This is a genomic window from Flavobacterium ginsengisoli (assembly GCF_029625315.1).
Lineage (GTDB): Bacteria > Bacteroidota > Bacteroidia > Flavobacteriales > Flavobacteriaceae > Flavobacterium > Flavobacterium ginsengisoli.
In genome coordinates this window covers 919,282-943,014 of the sequence record NZ_CP121110.1, presented here as the reverse complement: position 1 = coordinate 943,014, position 23,733 = coordinate 919,282, and the positions used below count along the sequence as shown (strand labels likewise).

The window sequence follows — 23,733 nt, the reverse complement described above, 5'->3', positions numbered from 1 at the left end:
GTAAATTTATCTTGGATGAAAATATTTTACACACAAAACTGTATAACAGATTTACAGGGCAGTTTCCAAAACATTCTATTTTACATAATATAAATTATAGTTCAAATTGAAATAACTCCGAAGAGGAGTTTATTCATATAATTTATTCAAAATCATCTCTTTTGGTACAATATCGCTTCCACCATTTTTAGTAAACTGTATTACTGAATCTTCTACAAATAAAACTGCGCTGGATGTATTTCCGTTTTGATCTTTAAATTTTATTTGAGCTTTATCGCCATGCGGATACACATGCCCCGTAACTTCTAAAACTCCAGAATTTAATTCTTTATGATCGCTAGTAACTTCAGCGGTTCCAAAAATTTTATAATTTGACTGAGCAATCGTAATTGTAAAAATGTATTCTTTTTTGCAGTCTTTGCATTTTTTGTTTCCCCAAGTTCCTGAGAATTTATTTTGTCGCGCAAATGATTGTAACGAAATTAAAAATGCCAGTAAAAGAAATTTTTTCATTGTAGTTTGTTGTATTAAAATCTGAATCAAATATAAATCAAAAAAGCATCACATATTTGCGATGCTTTTTTTAAGTTTTCTTAAATCTATAATTTTTTCAAATAAACTGATTTTCCGTTTAACGACACGTCAATTTGATTCGTTTTTTCGTTAAAAGTTGTTCTCAAAGCGTTTCCGTTAAAAATCGTAACGTCGCCGTATACGTGTCCAGTTTCAGTAGAAACATAATCAAACTTTACTTTTTTGTTTCCTGGTTCAATTCCTAGCTTGTAACTTGAAAATTTTGTTCCTCTTAAATCGAAATCTTGTTGTGAATCGATAATGTTTCCGTCTGCATAAAAATTGGTGACCGATTTACTTAATGTAATATCCGGATAATACTCGTTAACCTTTTTAAGAAGTTCGTACTGCGCAACACTGGCTTCTTCTTGTTTAGATGTAATGGTTTGCGCAAACGTAATTGATGTGCATAAAACTGCTAATAACAAAAGGTACTTTTTCATAATTTTTTTTCTAATTTAAAGATTAATAAATAGTTACACTAAATAATGTTGGCAATTACTTTAATTTATTGTTATAAACTTCTTCAAGTTATATAACAAGATATGAAATCTTTACCTTTGCAGAAAATTATAAGCCGTTTTTTAAGATAATGACAACAAAAAAATATATCCAGCTAATCCTTATTTTAGGTTCGTTAACTGCACTTGGTCCTTTTTCTATTGATATGTATCTGCCTGGTTTCTCAGGAATTGCAAAAGATTTAAATACTTCTGTAGCAAAAGTTTCGATGAGTTTATCCAGTTATTTCATCGGAATTTCTGCTGGACAATTGCTTTATGGGCCTTTATTAGACCGTTTTGGGCGTAAAAAACCTTTATTTATTGGGCTTCTAGTATATATTCTTGCCTCTTTAGGATGTATTTATGTTGCTGATATTGATGCTTTCATATTGCTTCGTTTTATTCAAGCCATCGGAAGTTGTGTCGCAACTGTTGCCTCTGTAGCAATGGTTCGTGATTTATTTCCTGTAAAAGATATTCCAAAAGTGTTTTCGCTTTTAATGCTTGTTGTTGGACTTTCTCCTATGTTGGCGCCAACTATTGGTGGTTATGTTACAGAAGATTTAGGTTGGCACGCTGTGTTTTTTATTCTTATGTGTATGGGAATCGTAATTTTAGCGACTTCACAATTCGGACTTCCGGATACTTATAAACCAGATAATTCAATTTCGCTAAAACCAAAACCAATCATATCAAATTTTGTAATGGTTTTAAAAGAACCTCAATTTTATACCTATGCATTTACTGGAGCAGTCGCATTTTCTGGCTTGTTTTCTTATGTAGCGGCTTCTCCTCTAGTTTTTATGGATATTTATAATGTTAACGCTAAAACTTATGGATGGATTTTTGCTCTTATGTCAGTTAGTTTTATTGGTTCTAGCCAGTTGAATTCTATGCTGTTAAAACGATTTTCGAGCGAACAAATGATCTATGGCGCTTTAATTTCGCAGTCTATTATAAGTATTATATTTTTAATTCTAGCCTTAAATGATCTTTTAGGATTGTATCAAACGATCGGAATGTTGTTTTTATTTCTTGCTTGTTTAGGAATTTCAAACCCAAATACGGCAGGATTAACGCTTGCTCCTTTCGCTAAAAATACAGGTAGTGCTTCTGCTTTAATGGGAGCTATTCAATTAGGAATTGGTGCATTGGCATCATTTGCAATTGGTGTCTTTGTAAAAGATTCTGTAGCGCCTATGGTTGCCATTATGACAACAACTACGATTACAGCCTTTATTATTTTAAATATCGGAAAGCGTTTTATTAAAGAAAAAGTGGAATTATCAGATAGTGATGATGTTATGATTGGGCATTAATTTTTTAAATGCCAAAGAAGAAATTCCAAATTCTAATAAAAAAGCCTAAATCATTGATTTAGGCTTTTTAGTATTTAAAAATTTTCCAATTTTAGAATTTTCAGAAAGTTTTAGCTTTGCTGTCTTTTTTCAGGTCTTATGATCATTCTAAGTGATTGATCTTTTGCAAAATAAGCTACCATCCAATTCCAGAAGGTATTTAACCTATTGCGATAGGTTATCAATGAAATTAAGTGAACAAATAGCCAGATAAACCAAGCAAAAAATCCTTTAAAATGCCATTTCGGACTTGGTAAATCTACGACAGCCTTGTTTTTTCCGATAATTGCCATAGAACCTTTGTCTTTGTAAGCAAATGGTTTTAACGGTTTATTGGCCACCATTGCTTTAAAGTTTTTAGCTAAATTTAATCCTTGCTGAATTGCAACTTGTGCAACTTGCGGATGCCCGTCAGGGAAATTTGTGTCACCAGCTAAAATTGCAGTATCACCAATTGCATAAATATTATCTACAGCATTTACTTTGTTATAAACGTCAGTTGCCATTCTGCGTCCACGTCCGTAGCTTTCCTTTGGCATTCCTTCAAAAATCTTTGCAGTTACACCGGCAGCCCAGATAAGGTTTTTAGTTTTAATGGTTTCTCCATTTTCAAAATGAACAGTATCATCAACATAATCGGTTACACGACTGTTTAATTTTACGACAACGCCTAATTTGGTTAAAGCTTCTAAAGTATCTTTTTGTGAATCTTTACTCATTGGAGCTAAAAGAGCGTCTCCTCCATCAACTAAATAAACGTTGCTTACAGAAGTGTCTAATTCTGGATATTCTTTTAAGAGAATGTTTTTTCGCATTTCTGCAAACATTCCAGAAACTTCCACTCCAGTTGGTCCGCCTCCGGCCACCACAATTGTCAATAATTTACGTCGTTTACGCATATCTTTACAAATTGCGACTTTTTCTAGATTTTTAAGAAGCGCGTTACGCATTTCGATGGCATCATTTAAAGTTTTCATCGGAATGGCGTTTTTCATAACGTTTTCCATGCCAAAATAGCTGGTTTCTGCTCCAGTTGCAAAAACTAGATAATCGTAATCTAAATCTCCGTTGCTCAAAGTGATTTTCTTTTCGGCTGGAGAAACAGATAATAATTCGCCTAAGCGAAATTGCAGATTTTTTTTGCCAGCAAAGAATTTTCTAAACGGATAACTAATGCTCGATGGCTCTAAAAATGCTGTTGCAACTTGATATATAAGTGGAGGGAAAAAGTTATAATTATTCTTGTCTACAAGTGTTACTTGTATTTGAGGCTGATTTACAAGCTCTTTTGCTAGATTAAGTCCTGCAAACCCACCTCCAATAATGACTATTTTCATATATGTTGTATTAAGTAGGATTATAAAATAATTCCTTATAAATATACAACTTTAATATGCAATGACAATTGTCATGCTTATTTGTTTTTGAATTTTTTAACAGGTTTTTCAACTATATCGATTTTGTTCTGTAAGACATAACTTGCCATTAATTTCTCGATTAATTCATCTTTTGTAAGATGATGAAAAACGGTTTTTACTCGTGTTTTTAGATCCTGAGAAAGCTCATGATTTGGTTTTGTTTTGAAGATTTGTTTTGCCCATAAAAGCATATTATTTTCTTCCAGACTTGCTGCAGAAGGTTTTTTAAACTCAGAAAATTTAATTCCTAATTCTCTTTCGAAATCAGCAATTTCAAAAACTTCTTCTTGCTGTAAAACAGTCAAAGAAAGTCCTTTTGCTCCTGCCCTTGCAGTTCTTCCGCTTCTGTGAACATAGTTCTCGTAAGTGTCAGGCAAGTGATAATTAATCACATACGAGATTTCTTTTACATCGATTCCTCTCGCTGCCAAATCGGTTGCAACTAAAATGTTGATATGGCCTTCACGAAACTGTTCCATAATTCTATCGCGAATTCCTTGCGACAAGCTTCCATGAAGTGCTCCAGAAGAAAACTTATTGATAGCTAAGTTTTTGGCTAATTTGTTTACAGCAGCTTTAGTTTTACAGAAAATAATTCCTCTTTCGCCATCTCTAGAATTCAAGAAATGCATTAAAACTTCTAACTTTTCAATTGGATCGACCACAATATACTCATGGTCTATTCCTTCATTTCCAACAGTTTCCATATTGGCACTTATCTGAACGACATTTTTGTTCAAATAATTCTGAATCAATTGTTTAATTGTTCCAGGAAGTGTTGCTGAAAACAATAAAGTACGATGTTTTTTAGGTAATTCAGCAATAATTTCATCTAAACTTTCTTTTAGAATCGTAACCATTTCATCAGCTTCATCTAAAACTAAATATTCAGCTTTTTTAATGTCGATTGCTTTTCTCTGAATCAAATCTATTAAACGTCCTGGAGTTGCGACAACAATCTGAGCGCCTTCTTTTAATCTCTCTATTTGAGGTTTTATTGGAGTTCCTCCACAAATTGAGGCAATAGATATATTAGGAATATATTTTGAAAAACTTTCTAAATTTCTAAAAATCTGCTGTCCTAATTCTCTTGTTGGAACTAAGATTACAGCTTGGACTTCAGTAGATTCTGAATTTACTAATTGTAATAAAGGCAATCCAAAAGCAGCAGTTTTTCCTGTTCCTGTTTTAGCTAAACCAACTATATCGTGAGTTTCACTCAAAAATAACGGAATTGTTTTTTGTTGAATTTCTGTTGGTTCAACAATGTTTAATTCGCTTAAAGCTTTTAAAATTGGAGTCGAGATTCCTAATGTTGAGAATGGTTTAGACATGTTCTTTAATTTGTTTAAAGTTTCAGGTTTCAAGTTACACCAAAAACTTAATAAGTTGAAAGGAGAAATCACATTTACTTTGAAATGCTATTTCTCCTTTTATAAATTATGATACTATTTTAGATTCCAATAACTTGAAACATGAAACCTGAAACAATTTAACTTTTAAATTATCAATCTGGTTCGTTCATGATTTTCTCACGATACTTTTTACCAATTAATAAAGTTAATCTCTGCTTATAATCGTCAACTAGCCATTCTCGGTAGTTTTTACTACATTGGCTTAAGCATTTTGAATAACGTTTGATACGATCTTCAATATCATCTTCTAATTCTTTAGCTAACATTTTTGCTTCTTGAAGTGTTTCAGTATTGTCTACACACATTGCAGCATGCTGATCTAGAGATTTGTCTAAAACAACTTTAGAACGAAGATTTTGTTTAATGATTAATTTATGCTCTTCATCTACATCAAAATTAACTTCGGCAGTTTTACTAAATTTTGCTCGTAATTCTGGTGGCATGCTATATTTAAAGAACAATTCAATTTCGTGATCATCACGCAAGTTTTCAAGATAAAATTCTGGTGATTTAAAAATATGTTGCCAATTAACAGGATCGCTCCATAAACCAAAACGTGCGGCATTGTTTCCTAAATCGATAACTGTAAATTCATCTTTTCCAGGTAATTTACGAGAACCACGACCAATCATTTGGAAATATAATGTCAACGATTTTGTTGCTCTGTTCAAAATAATTGTTTCTACGGTTGGCTCATCAAAACCAGTTGTCAAGATTCCGACAGAAGTTAAAATTGCGTCAGGAGTCTTTTTAAACCATTGTAAAATGTCTTTACGTTCTTCAGAACTACTAGTATTATCTAAGTGTCTGATGTCGTAACCTGCTTCTCTAAACGTCTCATATACATATAAAGAAGTATGAATACCATTATTGAAAATCAACGTTTTCTTTCCTAAAGAACGTTCTGTATATGCATGAAGCAGTTTTTCCTGCATTAAAGTATTGGTATATAAATCGTCTGAAGATTTTACTGTATAATCTCCATTGATACCAACTTTTAACGAAGTCAAACCAACATCGTAGCTATAAGTTGTAGCTTTTGCCAAGAAACCTTTTTCAATCAATGAACCAATAGTATCACCAACGATAAGTTCGTTGTAGCTTTGGTGCATTGGTAATTTTATATTAGAACTCAAAGGTGTTGCAGTTACTCCAAGAATAAAAGCATTTTTAAATGAGTTTAATAACTTTCTAAATGAGTTGTAATGTGCCTCATCAATAATAACTAAACCGATATTGTCTAAATGAAGTTTTTCATCATTAATACGGTTTTTCAAAGTTTCAACCATCGCCACGAAACAAGAAAAATCATTCTGATCAGGCAATTCTTTTACTTTACTGTTAATTATTTTGTTTGTAACACCAAAACCAGTTAACATTTTTGAAGTTTGTTTACAAAGTTCGATACGGTGCGTTAAAACAACCACTTTTTTATCGTTATGAGATAAATAGCGGCGAACGATTTCAGAAAATATTACTGTTTTTCCTCCTCCTGTTGGAAGCTGATACAGTAAGTGGTGTTTTGGAGGAGCATTGTCTAAACGGTCAAAAATGGCGTCAATATCGCCTTTTTGGTATGCATACAGTTCTTTTTTCTCTTCTCTTTGTATTTCTAAAGTGTTTTGAGACATTGTTTATTTTTGGATTTTTGCAAAAATACACCGAAAAAACAGTTATTCATCTTCTTTTAACTTAAAATAAATGTTTTTTTTAAATAAAGATTTTTTATGAGAAACGGTTTTAGTAGTCGATTTTTTCCAAAATTGCCTCAAAATCGTACTTATTTTTCCATTTTTGCTCTACAGTTTCTTTATGAATAGCGTTAATTCGCAATTTAAAATCGTTAAAAATTCCGTTTGAAACAATAAAATTTGTTGCTTGCTCAAAAGAATTTAAGATGCTTTTGTAAAACAATTCCTGCTTGATGAAATTTTGAGAAGAAAACGTTTGCGCGATTTCAATATTATAAAGCATAATATCGGCAACAACATATGAATCTACACCTAGCATCATAAAATGCTTAATCAATTTTTGCGCAACCGATCTTCGCATCTTGGCTTTCGGACGCCATTTTGCTCCAGGCTTCTTAACTGGAAAATATTCGTGTGAGATTTTGATCTTTGCATCCTGAAGTAATTTGTCTTCTTTTGGATTAAAAACAAAATCATAGTACACTTTTACAGGAGCAAATTTCTCATACAATTCTATCAATTGTTCTTCTAATTGCTCTTTGGTTAATTCGCCTAAATATTTTTTTAAATCTCTTTTGCTCATTCTCAAAACTTAAGATTACAAAAGTAAATTACTTTCTTTATAAATACCTCAAAAACCAACGATAATACTTAATTTTGCGCCTATTAAACTTAAAAATTATATACATGCTCAAGATTTTCAAAGTTACTGCCATTTTAGAGGGAATTTCTTATTTAGTGTTATTTGCTAATATGTTGATTATCAAAAATAATAATCCTGAACTTTATCATACCTTATTACGTCCGTTAGGAATGACACATGGTGTTTTATTTATCGGATACATTGTTTTAGCATTTTTATTAAAAAAATCAATGAATTGGGATTTCAAAACATTTGCAATCATTCTAATCGCTTCTCTTATTCCGTTTGGAACTTTTTATATTGAGAAAAAATATTTAGAAACTAAAGCAAATGCATAAGCTTTTGGAGAAAATATTTAATTTTTTATATCCTGTTTTCAGAGATTGGGGAATGAGCCGCAATGTTGCGTCTTATACAAGCCTATTCTTTAATATCGCTATTTTAATAGCATTGGCATACGTTATATATTATGTTGCCAAATTTATTTTAGTCACTTTGACTGCCGTTTTCGCTCAACGAACTAAGACGAAATTTGACGATTATTTAATTCAAAATAAAACCACTAGATATACAGCTTATTTAATTCCGTTTTTCTTTATCTACAAAGCAGTTCCTGTTATTTTAGATAAATACGAATATTGGGAATCCATGTTCGGAAAAATTGTTGGAATTTATATTGTATTATTAGGATTATGGATCGTTAGAACTGTTTTTAATTCGTTACGAGATTATTTAAAACAAAAACCAGAATACAGCGACAAACCAATTGACAGCTTCGTTCAGGTTATTATGATTGTGCTTTGGATTTTTGGAGTTGCCATGATTATTTCGACTTTATTCGGAATCAAAAAAGGCGAATTGCTAACGATCTTAGGAACACTTTCGGCCATTATCATCTTAATTTTCAGAGACACAATCCTTGGTTTTGTTTCGAGTGTTCAGGTTGCTATAAACGATATGGTTCGCATTGGAGACTGGATTACGATGGATAAATTTGGTGCCGATGGAGATGTTATCGAAATCAATTTGACAACGGTAAAAGTTCGAAATTTCGATAATACCATTACCACAATTCCGACTTATGCTTTAAGTTCAGATTCATTTCAGAATTGGCGCGGAATGCAGAAATCTGATGGAAGACGTATCAAAAGACATATTTTAATAAAGAGCAGTACAATTCGTTTTTTAAACGATGAAGATTTGCATCAATTGCGAAAAGTACAGCTAATTACTTCTTACATTGATAGCCGTCAAGCCGAAATTGACAAGTACAATGATCTTAGAGGAATTGATAAAACGCTTTCTCTAAATGGTCGAAATATGACCAATTTAGGGTTGTTTAGAAAATACATTATGCAATATTTACACGATCATCCAGGATTGAACAAAAATATGCATATTATGTGCCGACAGTTGCAATCGACAGCTCATGGAGTTCCGTTAGAAATTTATGTGTTTTCAAGCGACAAACGCTGGGCAAATTATGAATATATCATGGCCGACATTTTTGATCATGTAATGGCTTCTGTGCAATATTTTGATCTTGAAATTTTTGAACTTCCTTCGAAAATTGGAAAATTAGAATAGAGTTTTTTTAACCGCAAAGAGCGCTAAGAATTACGCAAGGTTCGCAAAGTTTTTACACAAAGCTTTGCGGACTTTGCATTTTTAGTAAGTCTAACTTATAAAAAAACTTTGCGTGCTTTGCTGTAAAATACACAAAGTAATTCAAGTTTGGAATTTGGAATTTAAAATTTAAAATTTGGAATTTTATAATATTTACTTCTCCTCTATCTTCTCAAAAAGAAACTCAGGATTATTATATTCAATTGGAACTTCTGGAACATAACATGGAAGATTAAAATAGGTCCCGATTACTCCTTTTCCTAAATAGAGTTTATTGTCTTTCTTTAGAAGAGCCAAAGGAACTCTTTTCCAAGCTCCGCCAAAAGAAATATAATGATAATCGCCTCTAAGCGTATCACCTCTTAAATCTCCTCGTACATCGCCAGAATCTTTTCCGGTTCCATAATGCGAAATTTCGTAACGGCCATAAAAACGCTTGTCATTCATGTGAATATCTAGAATTGCAGTGTCTTTATTATTTACAGCTCTATAAAAAGAACGGTTATATTTTTCTTTATCTTCTTTAGAATTGCAAGAAGCTAATAATAAGCAGAGAAACAGAAATAATCGCATAATTTATTTTTTATAAAAACAAAAATAGGTTTTACTGTGAGATTATTTCTTTAACTTTAAAAAAACTTAAAAGAAATACCATGGAAGATAGAGACACTTTTTTAAAAGAATTCAGAGGCGAAACTTTAGGAACCGTAAGTGCTCAATCTTCACCAGATGAGATCTTTCAAAACCAAACGATCAGACCGATTTTAAAGCTTCAAAACGATTTATTTATAGCCGTTTTTTTGAATTACGTAAACAAGAATAAACCTGATTTTTATTCTTACTCGGTTGAAAAGAAACTCCAGACAATCGAAAACTCCATTCAAAAAGACATTAAATTCAGAAATTCTTTAAAAGGAATTGTAATGGCGCTTTTTACAGTTGATGAATACAATACTTATATCCAAAATTCTTCTGATTTAAATAAACGTATGATGAATTTACTGATTGACCGATTGAAAAATCAGGTGCAGTTGTTTGAAGTGGAATCAAATTAATAATAAAAAAGTATGCAATTTTAGTTTAGATGAAATTTAGTTTAGATTTTACAACAGATTATGGTCAATTTTATTTAAATGAAAAAGATGATGAAGGAGATACTGAAAGCGAAGGTTTTTGGTCTAATGAAGCTTTTAATGATAAACTTGCTGTAGAGAAAGGGATTTTAGGGATTTCTATTGAAAATAGTGACGGAATTGTAAAATGTGAACTTGAATTTTTAGATTCTAAAAGTTTAATTTCTGATTTCAGTGATTTTGATCATGTTGTAGAAGCTAGTTTAGAAATAAAAACTGGTTTCGTACAAATAAATGATTGTCCGTTAACGACCCTTATTTTAGAAGAAAAAATTGAAACTGGGAATTATAGAGTTCGTGTCTATTATAGTAATTTAGAATCTGCATATTCTGAAGATCCTAAGGATTGTTATAGAATTGAAATGTGGAAAGATGTTTTTTCAGATAGACATGTTTTAAAGAGATTTGAAAATAAATTCTAATGCAATAAATTTATATTTAAGATAAATGTTCGACCAATTCCGAAACAAATTCCCTTTAACTGATGAAAAATGGAACGAATACATCGGTTATTTCAATCGAATTGAAGTTCCTGCAAAAACTACTCTTTTAGAAGAAGGTGAAGTTTCAAAAAAACTTTATATCATCGAAAAAGGCTGTATTCGGGTTTGGTTTAACAATAACGGAAAAGATCTTACTACGCAATTCTTTTTTGAAAATGAGAGCGTTGCTTCTATCGAAAGTTTTATGAAGAAACTTCCAAGTCCGACAAATATAGAAACGATTGAGCCTTCGGTTTTGTGGTGGATTCATAAAAATGATCTGGATAAAATTCTTGAAGAAATCAAAGAAATACCAGAATTGAGAGATAGTCTCATTAATAAGCTTTTTGAGCGTACTTTTGATTATATGAAATATTTTGTTTCATTTATAAAAGATTCCCCTGCAGAGCGTTATGTTAATTTAATTCAGCAAAGACCTCAAATTATATTGCGTGTTCCGCAACACTATATCGCTTCTTATTTAGGAATAACTACTGTACATTTAAGCAGATTAAAAAGTAAATTAGTAAATAAAAATAATTGACATTTTAATATAAGTCAAACTTAAACTAGCTTATATAACTTATATGGTTTAAGGAGAAATTTGATAACAAATGTTATCGTCTGCCCATAAACGGCTCTGTAATTTTGCTTCATAAAATTTAATAATTATGAAAGCAGACAGTAGTTTATAAAAAAGGCGAATTGCCAAAATATGCAGAATTTGAAGAACCAATTGCATCAAATGAAAATGAAGTTTTAGTTTCGGTAAAAGCCGTAGCCATCACAAATCTGGATAAAGGAATTGCAAGCGGAGAGCATTATTCTTCGGAAAAAGAAAATCAAAATGGATTTATTGTTGGAAGTGACGCAATTGGAGTTCTCGAAAATGGAACAAGAGTTTATGCTCGCGGAATCTCAGGAACAATCGCCGAAAAAGCTTTAGTAGAGAAAAACCGAATGGTAGTTTTACCAAACGGAATTGATGATGCAACAGCCGCGGCAATGCCAAATGCAGTTGCAGGTTCGGCAATGGCACTTCGTTTTAGAGCGACAATAAAACCTGGAGAAACAGTTTTAATAAATGGAGCCACTGGTTTTACGGGACAAATGGCTGTTCAAATTGCAAAACATTACGGAGCTAAAAGGATAATTGTTACAGGAAGAAATGAAAAAGCGCTTGAAAGCCTTTTAGAATTAGGTGCAGATCAAATTATATCCTTAAAACAGAATGATGAATCTTTTATTTCTCAGCTAAGAGAAATCCATAAAAACACTCCAATTGATATTGTAATTGACTATTTATGGGGACATTCAGCAGAGCTTATTCTTTCAATTTTAAAAGGAAACGGAAATTTTACGCATAGAACTAGGTATGTTTCTGTAGGTTCTATGGCTGGAGATACCATTCAATTGTCTGCACAGATTTTACGAAGTGTTGATCTTCAATTATCTGGTTCTGGATTAGGAAGTTGGACAAAAGAAGAAGTCAAATTGTTGTTTTCTGAAATACTTCCCGAAATGTTTCTCTTGGCTTCAAAAAATATACTAAAAGTAAATATTGAAACCGTTCGTTTAGCAGATATTGAGAAAATGTGGAATGCAGAAGTTCCTGACGGAAAACGTTTAGTGGTTCTTGTTTAGAGGTTCTAAGGTTCTAAGTTGCCATGATTCTAAGTTTTTCCCTTAGTATCTTGGCAACTCAGCCTCTCAAAAACTTAGTATTTTATCAATTCTAACAAAACTTGTTCAAATCTGTTTTTTGGTAAAAACTGATCTTCTAGTGCTTTAGTAAAAGGAATAGGTGAATCTAAACTCGCTACACGTTTTACAGGAGCGTCTAGATACTCAAAGCAGTTTTCCATAATTAAAGCCGAAATATCACTTGCGATTCCACCAAACAGTGTGTCTTCTTGAAAAATTATAGCTTTTCCTGTTTTTTTAACTGAAGCGAAAATTGTTTCTGTGTCTAAAGGCTGTAAAGTTCTTAAATCTATTAAATCGGCATCAATTTCTGGATGTTTCGCCAATGTGTCTAAAGCCCAATGAACTGCGGCTCCAAATGAAATAATCGTTACCGATCTTCCTTCTTTAACCAAAGCAGCTTTACCTAAAGGAATAGTGTAATAGTCAGTTGGAACATCTTGATAAATACTTCTGTACAATAATTTATGTTCGAAGAATAAAACAGGATTTGGATCATTAATCGAAGTATTTAAAAGACCTTTTGCATCGTAAGGAAATGCTGGATAAACTACTTTTAAACCTGGAGTTTTAGTAAACCAAGCTTCATTGGTTTGCGAATGGAATGGACCAGCTTGAGTTCCGCCTCCGCAAGGCATTCTAACGACAACATCTGCTTTTTCGCCCCAGCGATAATGAGATTTTGCTAATAGATTCACAATTGGGTTAAATCCAGTAGAAACAAAATCGGCAAATTGCATTTCTATAATTGCTTTGTATCCGTTTATAGATAATCCCATTCCTGTTGAAATTACAGCACTTTCGCAAATTGGTGTGTTCCGTACACGATCTTTTCCAAAAGCATCAACAAAACCTTCTGTAATTTTAAATGCTCCGCCATATTCAGCAATGTCCTGTCCCATAATAACCAAGTTTTTATGGCGCCACATAGATTGCTCTAAACCATTACGAATAGCATCAATAAAACGAATATTTGTAGAATCAGAATTATGGGTATATCCTTCATATTGAAATGGTTTGTAAACATCATCTAATTCTCCACTATAAGTTGGTTCGATTTCAGGTTCAGCATTTGCCAATGCCCAATTTTCATCAATTTCTTGTTTTATTTCAGCATGAAATTGTTCGTCTTGTTCAGCATTTAGAATTCCAATTTCAGTCAAATATTTTCTGTAATTTGTAACAGGATCTCTAAGTTCCCATTGGTCCATTAAATCTTGAGGAACATATTTTGTGCCGCTTGCCTCTTCGTGTCCTCGCATTCTAAAAGTCTTAAACTCCAACAAAATTGGGCGTGGATCTTCCTGCATTTCTTTTTTAAGTTTAGACAATTTATTGTAGACTTCAACAATATTATTTCCGTCAACGATCCAGCTTTCAATTCCGTAGCCAATTCCTTTATCAGCAAGGTTTTCGCAAGCATATTGTTCGTTAGTTGGTGTCGAAAGTCCGTAACCGTTATTTTCTACAATAAACATTACCGGAAGTTTCCAAACCGCGACAATATTCAATGCTTCATGAAAATCACCTTCGCTTGTTCCGCCTTCTCCCGTAAAAACAGCCGTAATTTTTTTATTGTCTTGAAGTTTATTTGCAAGTGCGATTCCGTCAGCAATTCCTAATTGTGGACCCAAATGCGAAATCATTCCTATAATATTGTATTCTTGCGTTCCAAAATGGAAACTTCTGTCTCGTCCTTTTGTAAAACCATTTGCCTTTCCTTGCCATTGCGAAAACAAACGATGAAGAGGAACTTCTCTAGTTGTAAAAACACCAAGATTTCGGTGCATTGGAAGTATGTATTCTGACTGATCTAAAACAGCCGTTACACCAACAGCGATAGCTTCTTGCCCTATTCCAGAAAACCATTTAGAAACTTTTCCTTGACGAATCAAGATTAGCATCTTTTCTTCAATCAATCTAGGCTTTAATATTTTTTTATATAAATCTAATAATTCAGTGTCAGAAAGGTTTTGTCGGTAAAAAATCATGTAATTTTTTGTTTTTTAGTGTTTCAAATATAACAAATTGCATCAATTTTATTGGTTTTTAAAATTAATTTTAATCAGAAATCAGCTTTTAATGCCTGAGCTTAAGATTATTTTCTAAAATATTATCTACCTTTGTTAGCGAAAGGTGCTTATGACACCTTTTTTCTTTAAAATAAAAAATGTAAAGTATGCAAAACATTCCTAGTGTAGACTTACGTGATTTCCTTTCGGACGACCCGAAACGTAAACAAAAATTTGTAAATGAAATCGGCAGTGCATTTGAAAACATTGGCTTCGTAGCCTTAAAAGGTCATTTCCTTGATGATCAATTGGTAAACGAACTTTATGGTGAAATTAGAAACTTTTTCGCCTTGCCAATAGAAACTAAGCATAAATATGAAATTCCTGGAATCGGCGGACAGAGAGGTTATGTTTCTTTTGGAAAAGAGCATGCTAAAGGACGTAAAGAAGGAGACTTAAAAGAATTTTGGCACTTTGGCCAATACGTTGACAAAGATTCAAGATGGGCTTCAGAATACCCAGACAATGTTGAAGTTACCGAATTACCACGTTTTAATGTAGTTGGTAAAGAAGCGTATCAAAAATTGGAGAAAACAGGGGTTTATGTTTTAAGAGCTTTGGCTTTACATTTAGGTCTAGATGAGTTTTATTTTGATAATTATGCAAAAGAAGGAAACTCAATTTTAAGACCAATCCACTATCCTCCTATTACTTCTGAACCAGAAAATGCGATTCGCGCAGCTGCTCACGGCGATATCAACTTAATTACTTTGTTGATGGGAGCTCAGGGTAAAGGTTTACAAGTTCAAAATCATAATGGCGACTGGATTGATGCTATTGCTGAAGATGATGAATTAGTAATCAATGTTGGTGATATGTTGTCTAGACACACCAACAATAAATTAAAATCTACAATTCACCAAGTGGTAAATCCACCAAGAGAATTGTGGGGAACTTCACGTTATTCAATTCCATTTTTTATGCATCCTGTTAGCGATATGCGCTTAGATTGTCTTGAAAATTGTATTGATGCTGAAAACCCAAAGAAATACGAAGATATTACTGCGGGCGAATTCTTATACGAACGTTTAGTGGAGCTAGGTTTAATCAAAAAATAGACTTACATAATTTTTAAAATTAAAATTCCAAATTCCGAGCTTTTCTTGGGGTTTGGAATTTAATTTTTAAATATCTTTATGCTTGGAATTTATTTTTAGAATAAAAAAATATGGACTTAAAAGATCAATTAAAGAATCTATTTCCAGATCACGTAGAAACAAATGAACCTGAGCAAGTTGAAGAACAAGATCATGTTTTGTACGTTCAGAAAGAACCTATGATTTGTAAATTTGAAAAAAGAAAAGGAAAACCAACAACTATAATTGAAGGTTACGAAGGCTCAGATGAAGATTTTAAAATCTTAGCCAAAGAAATCAAAACCAAATTAAGCGTTGGCGGAACTTTTAAAGACGATTCGATTATAATTCAAGGCGATTACCGAGATAAAATAATGGCAATCCTTAAAGAAAAAGGATTCAAAACGAAACGAGTTGGAGGCTAAAAAGTTTTAGGTTTCAAGTTATTCGACTAACCTGAAACATTGAAAAAAACTTAGAGCCTCAGTATCTCAGAACCTTAGCAACTTAAAAAAAATGATACAATCTTCAGAATTGATATTAAATCCAGACGGAAGTGTTTACCACTTAAACCTTCGTCCAGAACATATAGCACACGACATTATTTTTGTTGGTGATCAAAACAGAGTTGAAAAAATCACTCAATTTTTCGATTCAATCGAACATTCAGCTCAAAAAAGAGAATTTAAGACTCAAACCGGTATTTACAAGGGAAAAAGAATCTCTGTAGTTTCTACAGGAATTGGACCTGATAATATTGATATTGTATTAAACGAATTAGACGCTTTAGTAAATATTGATTTAAAAACGCGTCAGCCAAAAGAAAAATTAACTTCTTTAAATATTATCAGAATAGGAACGTCAGGTTCTTTGCAGGAAGATATTCCTGTAGACAGTTTCGTGATGTCAAAGTTCGGGTTAGGATTAGACAATATGCTTCGCTCCTATTTAATAGATGATGTTTCTATTACAGAAATTGAAGATGCATTTGTAAAACATACCAATTGGGATCCTAAAAAAGGGAAACCTTATGTTACACAATGTTCTGAAAAATTAGAAAAATTAATCGAATCAGATCGAATTTTCAAAGGCATTACCGCAACAGCCGGTGGATTCTACGGTCCGCAAGGAAGGGTTTTACGTTTAAATATTCAAGACGAAGAATTGAATAATAAAATGGATAATTTTAGTTTTAATGAAACTAAAATCACTAATTTAGAAATGGAAACAGCGGCAATCTATGGTCTTTCTGCGCTATTAGGACACAATGCATTATCGCTTAACGCTATTATTGCAAATCGTGCTAGCGGAACTTTTAGTGAGGATCCGTACAAAGCTGTAGATGAATTGATTGCTTACACATTAAATAAATTGGCAGGAAACTAATTAATTGGCAAATTGATGGAAAGTGTTATTCTCAAATTTGAAAAATTATTGAACGAAAATGTACATTATTTTCCAATAATAGACCAGAAAATTTTAGAAGAAAGAAAACCTAAAAAATGGTCTAAGAAAGAAATTATAGGTCATTTGGTAGATTCAGCCGTCCATAATCTTGTCCGTTTTACAGAAATTAATTATGTTGACAAACCTTATCAAAGAAGAACTTACGATCCAGATGCTTTAGTAGATATAAATAAGTATCAGACAATGGATATTGAGGAGCTTACGCAATTATGGTTTGTCATAAATAAACAGCTTGTAAGACTGATGAAAACAGTTGATCCAAAAGCTTTAGAGTATGAAATTGATTTTGGCGATGGATCTCTAGCTGATTTACGGTTTATAATGACCGATTATGTAGAACATTTAGAGCATCATATTAATCAAATAAAGTCATAAAATTATGTTTTTACGGGTTGCGCGACATACAAATGATTTAGAGAAAATTGAGAATTTTTATGTAGATGTACTCGGTTTTGAACGATTGGGCGGGTTTGAGAATCATAATAATTATGATGGTATTTTCATAGGAAAACCGGGCTTAGACTGGCATTTTGAGTTTACACAATCTGAAGTACCGGCCAAGCATACTTTTGATGAAGATGATGTAATGGTTTTATACCCTAAAACTATTGCAGATTACGATAAATTAGTAAATAAATTACCAAAGTATAATATTGCAGTTATACATGCACTGAATCCGTTTTGGAATGAAAATGGAAAAATGATTCAGGATCCAGATGGCTATAGAATCGTAATATCACCTTTAAAAGCTGTAATCAGCGAAATTGAATAATGGAACAAGAAACTCACAAGAAAATATTATTTAAATACTACAGTGATTATCTAGACGAAGTGGTTTCTGAAACGATGTGGGCAGAAATTATAGATTTAGAAAAAGGACTTTTTAAGTTGGATAATATCCCTTTTTTCGGCCCTTTAATTGCTACTGATGATATTTTTTATGCAGAATATGACGAAACAGAAGAACGTTTCATGCATAGAAAAACGATTCAAAACTCTGGAAATTCGATTGTTCAGATTGCTGTTTTAGAAAAAGGTTTTGATAAAGAAATTATTCGCGAAAAATTAAAAGCAATAAATTGTTTGTCTGAAGGATTAAATGAAACTTTTTTTGCAAGCAGAAATAGCCAAAGATGTAGATTATTCTTTGGTAAGAAATCTATTGAGTGAATACGAATCACAAGATATTATTGAATTTGCAGAACCTTGCCTTTCAGAAAAACATAGGGCAGATTTATTAAAAAACTAAACTAATAACGATAAGATTACGCATACCAATCAACTTAACTTAAACTTAAAATAAATGAAAACTGTCAAAATTGCGGGTGTTCCAGAACACTTCAATTTGCCGTGGCATCTATGCATTGAAAATGGTGAATTTGAAGAAGAGAACATCGACTTACAATGGACAAATGTGCCCGAAGGAACGGGTAAAATGTGCCAAATGCTTCGTGATGGAGAAACAGATCTTGCTGTTATTTTGACCGAAGGAATTTTAAAAGATATTTCGGCTGGAAATCCGAGTAAAATTGTTCAGATTTATGTGCAATCTCCTTTAATTTGGGGAATTCACGTTGATGCAAAATCTGATTTTCAGACCTTAAAAGATCTTAAAAATAAAAAAGTGGCAATTTCGAGAATTGGTTCTGGATCACAATTGATGGCTTATGTAAATGCAAATGAACAAGGCTGGGAAATGGATGATCTTGAGTTTGAAATTGTAAACACTATTGATGGTGCTGTGGATGCTTTAACAAGCAAGAAAGCCGATTATTTTATGTGGGAACGTTTTATGACAAAACCTCTTGTAGATAAAGGAGTTTTTAGAAGAATTGACGACTGCCCTACTCCTTGGCCTTCATTTATAATTGTAGGCCGTGATGAGTTTTTAAAAAAAAACGCCAAAACAGTAGAAATGATTCTCAAAATAATCAACAAAACAACAGTTGATTTTAAAGAGATTCCAGAAATCGACAAGAAATTATCAAAGCTTTTTAATCAAAAAGCAGAAGATATTAAAGAATGGCTAAAATTGACTCAGTGGTCACAAAAAAATTTGACAGAAAAATCTTTTAATAAAATTCAAAATCAATTATTTGATCTGGGAATTATTGATAAAAAAAGTATTTTTGTAGAAACAGTAAAAGCATTGTAATACTGCTTTTTGATTCGTATGATGAAATTCCCTAAAATTGACTTACCGTATTTAAAATCCAAGCTACAGGTGAAATCACCGTGGGACAGGATTATTATTTCGATTTTAAGTCTTTTAATTACAATTCCGATTTTCATCATTCTGCATCAAAATTTAATAGATTTAGAATGGGCGTTCAATCTCGATCGCGTATTCATCTTTATTTTTGTTTTTGCAGTCATATTTTTTCTTCTGATGTATCTCAGAACAATAATTATTTTATGTGTTGCCGTTTACTTGATAATTCTATTTTACGGATCGGTTATTGGAAATTACGGTTTTAGCGAAATCTCAGAAGATTACAATTCTATGATTTACACCATGTCTGATAATCCTTATCCGCAGGACATTATTGTAGCAAAACTGCTTCCGTTTCCTAATAAATCAAAGATTATAAATGCTATAGAATACCAAAATCCTAAAGTGCGAAATTTTGCCATTATGGCGACTACAAAGCATTTTAAAAAGATTAGAGGCTATTCAGATTATCGAACTATAATTCAGTGTTTTGCAGTTTTTAAAGAAATAAACAGCAGATGGAATTATGTAAACGATCCAAAAGAAGGTGATTACATCGCAACTGCCAGCGAATCTCTTGAATATTTTTCAGGCGATTGCGATGATCACTCTATTTTGATGGCGGCAGCTGTACGAGCAATTGGCGGAACTCCTCGCCTTATTCATACCAAAGGACATATTTATCCCGAAATTTTAATTGGTTCGATGATTGATCTAGAAAAAGTCAATTATTTGATCAAAAATGTTCTTTTTGTAAAAGAAAGCTACGGCAAAAAATTACACTACCACATAGACGAACGTGGACAAGTCTGGATGAATCTAGATTATACTGCAACTTATCCTGGCGGCCCTTTTATGTATGAGGAAATTTTGGGAGCTTTGACTCTTAATTAACCTGTCTCAAAGTGTCTATTTTGTAATTTTTAATTACTGTAATAGTCAATACTTAAGTGATTGGTTGTCAGTAAAAGTCCCATAAACAAAGACTTTTCAAATTAAAAGCTATTCGATTTAAGAAGTAAAAAAAAACTTTATAAATATTTGATTCCGAATATTTTAATGTTATTTTTTTTTGTAACTTTTTCCTGTTTAACTTTTAATCACAAAATCATGAAAAACTCTAAATTATTTACCCTCGTAATTGCCATTGCTGTCGTCGTATTAATTGTTTCATGCCATCGTAAAAGAGACAAGCTTGTGAATTCATGGAAAGTTACTGCTGTAGAACCAAAAGAAACTGTTTCTGATTCTACAAAAAACGCAATTTTAACCAACGGGATGCTTACTTTTACTGAAGATGGGCATGTAACAGGATATTTGCTTCGTGAAATCACAGACGGAACTTATGCGCTAACAGAAAAAGGTAAAAAACTAGTTATAAAAGACGAAGTTGGAACGCCTTACGTTTGTGAAAGTACTATAACAGATGATAAGTTAATTTTAGACACCAAAGAAGCCAAACTAACATTTGATAAAATTTAAATAAGAATTACATCGTAATTCAGTACAAAAACCATTCGCTACAATTGTAAAGAATGGTTTTTTGATTTTTAAAGTTAAAATAAATATCTTTGCACTTCTTAAAATAAGTACTGGCATATGTGAAAAATAATTTCTTTCAGGAAAATGTAGTAAGCGACCACAACTTTGTGGTCGCTAGATTATTTATCTTTAAAAGAAAGGAATTATGCTTATTCTTCAAAATATCTCATATCAGCATGAGAATAAAGACATGCTGTTTCAAAACATTAGCTTTACGCTAAACAATCACGATAAAACCGCTTTGGTTGGAAATAATGGTGTTGGAAAATCTACACTTTTAAAAATTATTGCTGGTGAATTACAGCCTTTTTCAGGACAGATAATTCAGAATTCTAAACCTTATTTTGTTCCACAATTGTTTGGTCAGTTTAACGATTTTACGGTTGCTGAAGCTTTGCACATAAAGGAAAAAATAAGTTCACTTAAAGAAATACTTGAAGGTACTGTGACTGAAGAAAATCTTCAATTGTTAGATGACGACTGGACGATTGAAGAACGCTGTAATGAAGCTCTGTCTTATTGGCAATTGCATGATTTGGATCTGAATCAGAAAATGGAAACTTTAAGCGGCGGACAAAAAACAAAAGTTTTTCTAGCCGGAATAATGATTCATCAACCCGACTTGGTTTTATTAGATGAGCCTAGTAATCATCTAGATTTTGCCAGCAGAACGTTACTATATGATTTTATAAAATCTACCTCTAGTACATTACTTATTGTCAGTCACGACAGAACATTGCTCAATCTTTTGAGTAAGACGCTGGAAATGACCAAAAATGAAATTTCTGTTTATGGAGGGAATTATGATTTTTATAGCGAACAGAAAAAAGTTGAAAATAATGCCTTAGAACAAGATGTTCAAAGCAAGGAAAAGGCATTGAAAAAAGCCAAAGAAAAAGAACGAGAAAGTATTGAACGTCAAAATAAACTAGATTCGAGAGGCAAAAAGAAACAAGAGAAATCGGGTGTTGCCAGAATTATGATGAATACGCTCAGAAATAAAGCTGAAAATAGCAGTTCTAAGATTAAAGATGTTCATGCTGAGAAAATTAACGGTATTTCTGAAGATTTGCGACAACTTCGATCATCACTTCCTGCAATAGATCAAATGAAATTTGGTTTTAATAATTCTTCTTTTCTTAAAGGAAAAATTCTTTTTAAGGCTTCAGAAATCAATTACAATTATGGTGAAAGGAATCTTTGGAATGAAAATCTAAATTTTGAAATTCTGTCAGGAGATCGTTTGGCTGTAAAAGGATTAAATGGCTCTGGAAAAACAACTTTAATTAAAATTATTCTTAGAGAATTAAATCCAACCCAAGGACAAATAACTTGTTTGGACAAAAAAGCAATTTATATAGACCAGGACTATTCTTTATTAAACCAAAATCTTAAAATTTACGAACAAGCGCAGGTTTTCAATGATTGCGGTTTAGAAGAGCATGAAATCAAAATGAGATTGAATCGCTTTTTATTTTCTAGAAATGATTGGGACAAACCTTGCAATGCACTGAGCGGTGGCGAAAGAATGCGCTTAATGTTATGCTGTTTAACGATTAGCAATGAATCGCCTGAAATTATAATTTTAGATGAACCAACAAATAATCTGGATATTCAAAATATAGAAATATTGACTTCGGCTATCAACGAATATCAAGGCACTTTAATTGTGATTTCACACGATCAATCGTTTTTGGAACAGATTAATATTGAAAAAAGTATTTTACTTTAAGCAAAACAGTTAGCGCTGAGAATTATCTCGGCGCTAATTTTTCAATTTCATTGCAAATTAAATCTGGTTTTTGAAGTGTAATATAATGACCACTTTTTTCTGCAAAAACCTGTTTGCTATTTGATGACAATTGCAGTAAATCTATTTGCAATGTGTTATGTATAGTCAAATATTCTTTTTCTAATTTTTTATCCTTCATTCCTTCTACTCCGTCAGGATATTTTGCAGTGATTATTGTTAATGGAACGGAACCAAAACCATTTATTACCGAGGCTTCTTTCATTAGTTTTTTATCATTTTCAAGTTCTGTCATCATTCCGTCAAAAATGCGATAAAAATATTTTTTCACATTTTGATTGAACCAATGCGTTTTAGGAACAACGGTTGTAAAACCAGTATTGCTATAAAGGATTCTGATAACGCCAATTTCGTTCAAAAAACTTAAAAGTATTCTTGGCGGAGGTTGAACCGAATTTCTCAATGCTTCTGACGATTTTTCTAACTGCTTTGGATGTGTTACATCAACAAAAACAATTCCTGCCATATCTTTTTTATTTTTTTGAAGAAACAATCTTGAAGTAATTCCACCAAAGGAATGTCCAACTAAAATGTATGGTTTTGGACAATTGGTCAGCTTCAGTAATTCTTCTAAATCTCTAGAATATCTTTTTAATGAAATTTCTTTAGAAGGATCACTCCATAAAATTCCAGCTTTATCATAAGAAATTGTGGTGTATTTTTTAGAAAGTTTCTTTTGGATTTCCTGCCAATGCAGATAATCTCCACCTAAACCAGATTCAAAAATTATGGTACAAGAACCATTTCCTTGCTTTTTGTAATGAATATTTCGGCCATCTATTTTTGCAAATTCATTATTATCAGGACGTTTACTGTCAAAGTAAAAGCGTGCAATTTGTTCAAATAAAAATCCTATAAAAATAAAAACTAGAAGTGATATGAATGCTATTTTTAAGATTTTGAATATATTTTTTATCATTTTATATTTTTTAGAATACTTGCTGTAAGCTCCAAAAGTAAACCTATTTTTGCTCTAATTCAAAATTATTTATAATTATTCTAAATAAT

26 protein-coding genes are annotated in these 23,733 nt (G+C 32.1%); 17 read left to right on the top strand and 9 right to left on the bottom strand.

The annotated features are described in order from the left end of the window. Positions 1 to 129: 129 nt before the first annotated feature. A complete protein-coding gene (locus tag P5P87_RS04205) occupies positions 130 to 513 on the bottom strand; it encodes a hypothetical protein (RefSeq protein WP_278021676.1) in 384 nt (127 codons plus the stop codon). Between the two features lie 86 nt (positions 514 to 599). Continuing rightward, a complete protein-coding gene (locus P5P87_RS04200) occupies positions 600 to 1,016 on the bottom strand; it encodes a hypothetical protein (RefSeq protein ID WP_198855672.1) in 417 nt (138 codons plus the stop codon). A gap of 149 nt (positions 1,017 to 1,165) precedes the next feature. Between P5P87_RS04200 and P5P87_RS04195 the strand changes: the two genes are divergently transcribed. Then, entirely contained in the window at positions 1,166 to 2,395 is a 1,230-nt protein-coding gene (locus tag P5P87_RS04195; RefSeq protein ID WP_278021675.1) for a multidrug effflux MFS transporter, read from the top strand. Between the two features lie 110 nt (positions 2,396 to 2,505). On the opposite strand, the gene P5P87_RS04190 is transcribed toward P5P87_RS04195, so the two are convergent. The 4 genes from P5P87_RS04190 to P5P87_RS04175 form a co-directional block, all read right to left on the bottom strand. Continuing rightward, positions 2,506 to 3,771 carry an NAD(P)/FAD-dependent oxidoreductase gene (locus tag P5P87_RS04190; RefSeq protein ID WP_278021674.1) on the bottom strand — a complete coding sequence of 422 codons (1,266 nt, stop codon included), beginning with the start codon at positions 3,769 to 3,771 and terminating at the stop codon, positions 2,506 to 2,508. 77 nt (positions 3,772 to 3,848) lie between these two features. Then, complete coding sequence (locus P5P87_RS04185; RefSeq protein WP_198855669.1) at positions 3,849 to 5,186, bottom strand: DEAD/DEAH box helicase; 1,338 nt, start codon at positions 5,184 to 5,186, stop codon at positions 3,849 to 3,851. A 173-nt stretch (positions 5,187 to 5,359) separates the two neighbouring features. Next, on the bottom strand, positions 5,360 to 6,898 hold the full coding sequence (locus tag P5P87_RS04180; protein WP_198855668.1) for a DEAD/DEAH box helicase: 1,539 nt from the start codon (positions 6,896 to 6,898) through the stop codon (positions 5,360 to 5,362). A 109-nt stretch (positions 6,899 to 7,007) separates the two neighbouring features. Continuing rightward, a complete protein-coding gene (locus P5P87_RS04175; protein WP_278021673.1) occupies positions 7,008 to 7,541 on the bottom strand; it encodes a DUF6155 family protein in 534 nt (177 codons plus the stop codon). A gap of 104 nt (positions 7,542 to 7,645) precedes the next feature. On the opposite strand from P5P87_RS04175, the gene P5P87_RS04170 reads away from it, so the two are divergent. Beyond that, the gene (locus P5P87_RS04170; protein ID WP_278021672.1) at positions 7,646 to 7,939 is read left to right on the top strand and encodes a DUF3817 domain-containing protein; all 294 of its coding nucleotides are present in this window, start codon (positions 7,646 to 7,648) and stop codon (positions 7,937 to 7,939) included. Beyond that, positions 7,932 to 9,188, top strand: a complete 1,257-nt coding sequence (locus P5P87_RS04165; protein WP_278021671.1) for a mechanosensitive ion channel family protein — start codon at positions 7,932 to 7,934, stop codon at positions 9,186 to 9,188. Before P5P87_RS04170 ends, P5P87_RS04165 begins: the two co-directional genes overlap by 8 nt. Positions 9,189 to 9,380: 192 nt before the next feature. Here P5P87_RS04165 and P5P87_RS04160 read toward each other — a convergent pair whose 3' ends face one another. Then, a complete protein-coding gene (locus P5P87_RS04160; protein ID WP_278021670.1) occupies positions 9,381 to 9,800 on the bottom strand; it encodes a hypothetical protein in 420 nt (139 codons plus the stop codon). An 80-nt stretch (positions 9,801 to 9,880) separates the two neighbouring features. Here P5P87_RS04160 and P5P87_RS04155 point away from each other — a divergent pair, with 80 nt between their 5' ends. The 4 genes from P5P87_RS04155 to P5P87_RS04140 all read left to right on the top strand — a co-directional run bounded on the left by P5P87_RS04155 (position 9,881) and on the right by P5P87_RS04140 (position 12,486). Further along, entirely contained in the window at positions 9,881 to 10,282 is a 402-nt protein-coding gene (locus P5P87_RS04155; RefSeq protein ID WP_278021669.1) for a glyoxalase, read from the top strand. 29 nt (positions 10,283 to 10,311) lie between these two features. Then, positions 10,312 to 10,782 (top strand): hypothetical protein, encoded by a 471-nt coding sequence (locus P5P87_RS04150; RefSeq protein WP_278021668.1) that lies wholly within the window; start codon positions 10,312 to 10,314, stop codon positions 10,780 to 10,782. Between the two features lie 25 nt (positions 10,783 to 10,807). Beyond that, the gene (locus P5P87_RS04145; RefSeq protein ID WP_278021667.1) at positions 10,808 to 11,386 is read left to right on the top strand and encodes a Crp/Fnr family transcriptional regulator; all 579 of its coding nucleotides are present in this window, start codon (positions 10,808 to 10,810) and stop codon (positions 11,384 to 11,386) included. A gap of 161 nt (positions 11,387 to 11,547) precedes the next feature. Next, positions 11,548 to 12,486: a quinone oxidoreductase family protein gene (locus P5P87_RS04140; protein WP_278021666.1), complete on the top strand. Its 939-nt coding sequence runs from the start codon at positions 11,548 to 11,550 to the stop codon at positions 12,484 to 12,486. A gap of 74 nt (positions 12,487 to 12,560) precedes the next feature. Here the strand turns inward: P5P87_RS04140 and P5P87_RS04135 are convergent, their stop codons facing one another. Further along, positions 12,561 to 14,537, bottom strand: coding sequence for an alpha-ketoacid dehydrogenase subunit alpha/beta (locus P5P87_RS04135; RefSeq protein WP_278021665.1), 1,977 nt, complete (start codon positions 14,535 to 14,537; stop codon positions 12,561 to 12,563). Positions 14,538 to 14,725: 188 nt separating this feature from the next. Here P5P87_RS04135 and P5P87_RS04130 point away from each other — a divergent pair, with 188 nt between their 5' ends. From P5P87_RS04130 to abc-f, 10 genes are all read left to right on the top strand, one after another. Next, positions 14,726 to 15,676 (top strand): isopenicillin N synthase family dioxygenase, encoded by a 951-nt coding sequence (locus P5P87_RS04130; protein ID WP_198855658.1) that lies wholly within the window; start codon positions 14,726 to 14,728, stop codon positions 15,674 to 15,676. Between the two features lie 110 nt (positions 15,677 to 15,786). Beyond that, entirely contained in the window at positions 15,787 to 16,119 is a 333-nt protein-coding gene (locus tag P5P87_RS04125) for a translation initiation factor (protein ID WP_198855657.1), read from the top strand. 91 nt (positions 16,120 to 16,210) lie between these two features. Next, complete coding sequence (locus P5P87_RS04120) at positions 16,211 to 17,080, top strand: nucleoside phosphorylase (RefSeq protein WP_198855656.1); 870 nt, start codon at positions 16,211 to 16,213, stop codon at positions 17,078 to 17,080. A gap of 15 nt (positions 17,081 to 17,095) precedes the next feature. Then, on the top strand, positions 17,096 to 17,536 hold the full coding sequence (locus P5P87_RS04115) for a DinB family protein (RefSeq protein WP_198855655.1): 441 nt from the start codon (positions 17,096 to 17,098) through the stop codon (positions 17,534 to 17,536). 4 nt (positions 17,537 to 17,540) lie between these two features. Then, entirely contained in the window at positions 17,541 to 17,933 is a 393-nt protein-coding gene (locus P5P87_RS04110; protein ID WP_278021664.1) for a VOC family protein, read from the top strand. Beyond that, positions 17,933 to 18,331: a DUF4265 domain-containing protein gene (locus P5P87_RS04105; RefSeq protein ID WP_278021663.1), complete on the top strand. Its 399-nt coding sequence runs from the start codon at positions 17,933 to 17,935 to the stop codon at positions 18,329 to 18,331. The genes P5P87_RS04110 and P5P87_RS04105 overlap by 1 nt, the downstream gene beginning before the upstream one ends. A gap of 133 nt (positions 18,332 to 18,464) precedes the next feature. Further along, positions 18,465 to 19,316: a substrate-binding domain-containing protein gene (locus tag P5P87_RS04100; RefSeq protein WP_278021662.1), complete on the top strand. Its 852-nt coding sequence runs from the start codon at positions 18,465 to 18,467 to the stop codon at positions 19,314 to 19,316. A gap of 18 nt (positions 19,317 to 19,334) precedes the next feature. Further along, positions 19,335 to 20,267: a transglutaminase-like domain-containing protein gene (locus tag P5P87_RS04095; RefSeq protein ID WP_278021661.1), complete on the top strand. Its 933-nt coding sequence runs from the start codon at positions 19,335 to 19,337 to the stop codon at positions 20,265 to 20,267. A 216-nt stretch (positions 20,268 to 20,483) separates the two neighbouring features. After that, on the top strand, positions 20,484 to 20,855 hold the full coding sequence (locus tag P5P87_RS04090; protein WP_233074056.1) for a hypothetical protein: 372 nt from the start codon (positions 20,484 to 20,486) through the stop codon (positions 20,853 to 20,855). Positions 20,856 to 21,060: 205 nt separating this feature from the next. Beyond that, positions 21,061 to 22,647, top strand: coding sequence for a ribosomal protection-like ABC-F family protein (gene abc-f / locus P5P87_RS04085; RefSeq protein WP_278021660.1), 1,587 nt, complete (start codon positions 21,061 to 21,063; stop codon positions 22,645 to 22,647). Between the two features lie 22 nt (positions 22,648 to 22,669). On the opposite strand, the gene P5P87_RS04080 is transcribed toward abc-f, so the two are convergent. Then, the gene (locus tag P5P87_RS04080; RefSeq protein ID WP_278021659.1) at positions 22,670 to 23,644 is read right to left on the bottom strand and encodes an alpha/beta hydrolase; all 975 of its coding nucleotides are present in this window, start codon (positions 23,642 to 23,644) and stop codon (positions 22,670 to 22,672) included. Between the last annotated feature and the right edge of the window lie 89 nt (positions 23,645 to 23,733).

Excerpts from the sequence above, each read along its gene's own strand:
- P5P87_RS04095 (WP_278021661.1), top strand. The coding sequence starts at position 19,335 with ATGATGAAATTCCCTAAAATTGACTTACCGTATTTAAAATCCAAGCTA.
- abc-f (WP_278021660.1), top strand. The coding sequence starts at position 21,061 with ATGCTTATTCTTCAAAATATCTCATATCAGCATGAGAATAAAGACATG.
- P5P87_RS04150 (WP_278021668.1), top strand. The coding sequence starts at position 10,312 with ATGAAATTTAGTTTAGATTTTACAACAGATTATGGTCAATTTTATTTA.
- P5P87_RS04090 (WP_233074056.1), top strand. The coding sequence starts at position 20,484 with ATGAAAAACTCTAAATTATTTACCCTCGTAATTGCCATTGCTGTCGTC.
- P5P87_RS04205 (WP_278021676.1), bottom strand. The coding sequence starts at position 513 with ATGAAAAAATTTCTTTTACTGGCATTTTTAATTTCGTTACAATCATTT.
- P5P87_RS04185 (WP_198855669.1), bottom strand. The coding sequence starts at position 5,186 with ATGTCTAAACCATTCTCAACATTAGGAATCTCGACTCCAATTTTAAAA.
- P5P87_RS04145 (WP_278021667.1), top strand. The coding sequence starts at position 10,808 with ATGTTCGACCAATTCCGAAACAAATTCCCTTTAACTGATGAAAAATGG.
- P5P87_RS04195 (WP_278021675.1), top strand. The coding sequence starts at position 1,166 with ATGACAACAAAAAAATATATCCAGCTAATCCTTATTTTAGGTTCGTTA.
- P5P87_RS04125 (WP_198855657.1), top strand. The coding sequence starts at position 15,787 with ATGGACTTAAAAGATCAATTAAAGAATCTATTTCCAGATCACGTAGAA.
- P5P87_RS04130 (WP_198855658.1), top strand. The coding sequence starts at position 14,726 with ATGCAAAACATTCCTAGTGTAGACTTACGTGATTTCCTTTCGGACGAC.
- P5P87_RS04100 (WP_278021662.1), top strand. The coding sequence starts at position 18,465 with ATGAAAACTGTCAAAATTGCGGGTGTTCCAGAACACTTCAATTTGCCG.
- P5P87_RS04105 (WP_278021663.1), top strand. The coding sequence starts at position 17,933 with ATGGAACAAGAAACTCACAAGAAAATATTATTTAAATACTACAGTGAT.
- P5P87_RS04115 (WP_198855655.1), top strand. The coding sequence starts at position 17,096 with ATGGAAAGTGTTATTCTCAAATTTGAAAAATTATTGAACGAAAATGTA.
- P5P87_RS04175 (WP_278021673.1), bottom strand. The coding sequence starts at position 7,541 with ATGAGCAAAAGAGATTTAAAAAAATATTTAGGCGAATTAACCAAAGAG.
- P5P87_RS04180 (WP_198855668.1), bottom strand. The coding sequence starts at position 6,898 with ATGTCTCAAAACACTTTAGAAATACAAAGAGAAGAGAAAAAAGAACTG.
- P5P87_RS04155 (WP_278021669.1), top strand. The coding sequence starts at position 9,881 with ATGGAAGATAGAGACACTTTTTTAAAAGAATTCAGAGGCGAAACTTTA.
- P5P87_RS04190 (WP_278021674.1), bottom strand. The coding sequence starts at position 3,771 with ATGAAAATAGTCATTATTGGAGGTGGGTTTGCAGGACTTAATCTAGCA.
- P5P87_RS04120 (WP_198855656.1), top strand. The coding sequence starts at position 16,211 with ATGATACAATCTTCAGAATTGATATTAAATCCAGACGGAAGTGTTTAC.
- P5P87_RS04110 (WP_278021664.1), top strand. The coding sequence starts at position 17,541 with ATGTTTTTACGGGTTGCGCGACATACAAATGATTTAGAGAAAATTGAG.
- P5P87_RS04165 (WP_278021671.1), top strand. The coding sequence starts at position 7,932 with ATGCATAAGCTTTTGGAGAAAATATTTAATTTTTTATATCCTGTTTTC.
- P5P87_RS04135 (WP_278021665.1), bottom strand. The coding sequence starts at position 14,537 with ATGATTTTTTACCGACAAAACCTTTCTGACACTGAATTATTAGATTTA.
- P5P87_RS04170 (WP_278021672.1), top strand. The coding sequence starts at position 7,646 with ATGCTCAAGATTTTCAAAGTTACTGCCATTTTAGAGGGAATTTCTTAT.
- P5P87_RS04200 (WP_198855672.1), bottom strand. The coding sequence starts at position 1,016 with ATGAAAAAGTACCTTTTGTTATTAGCAGTTTTATGCACATCAATTACG.
- P5P87_RS04080 (WP_278021659.1), bottom strand. The coding sequence starts at position 23,644 with ATGATAAAAAATATATTCAAAATCTTAAAAATAGCATTCATATCACTT.
- P5P87_RS04160 (WP_278021670.1), bottom strand. The coding sequence starts at position 9,800 with ATGCGATTATTTCTGTTTCTCTGCTTATTATTAGCTTCTTGCAATTCT.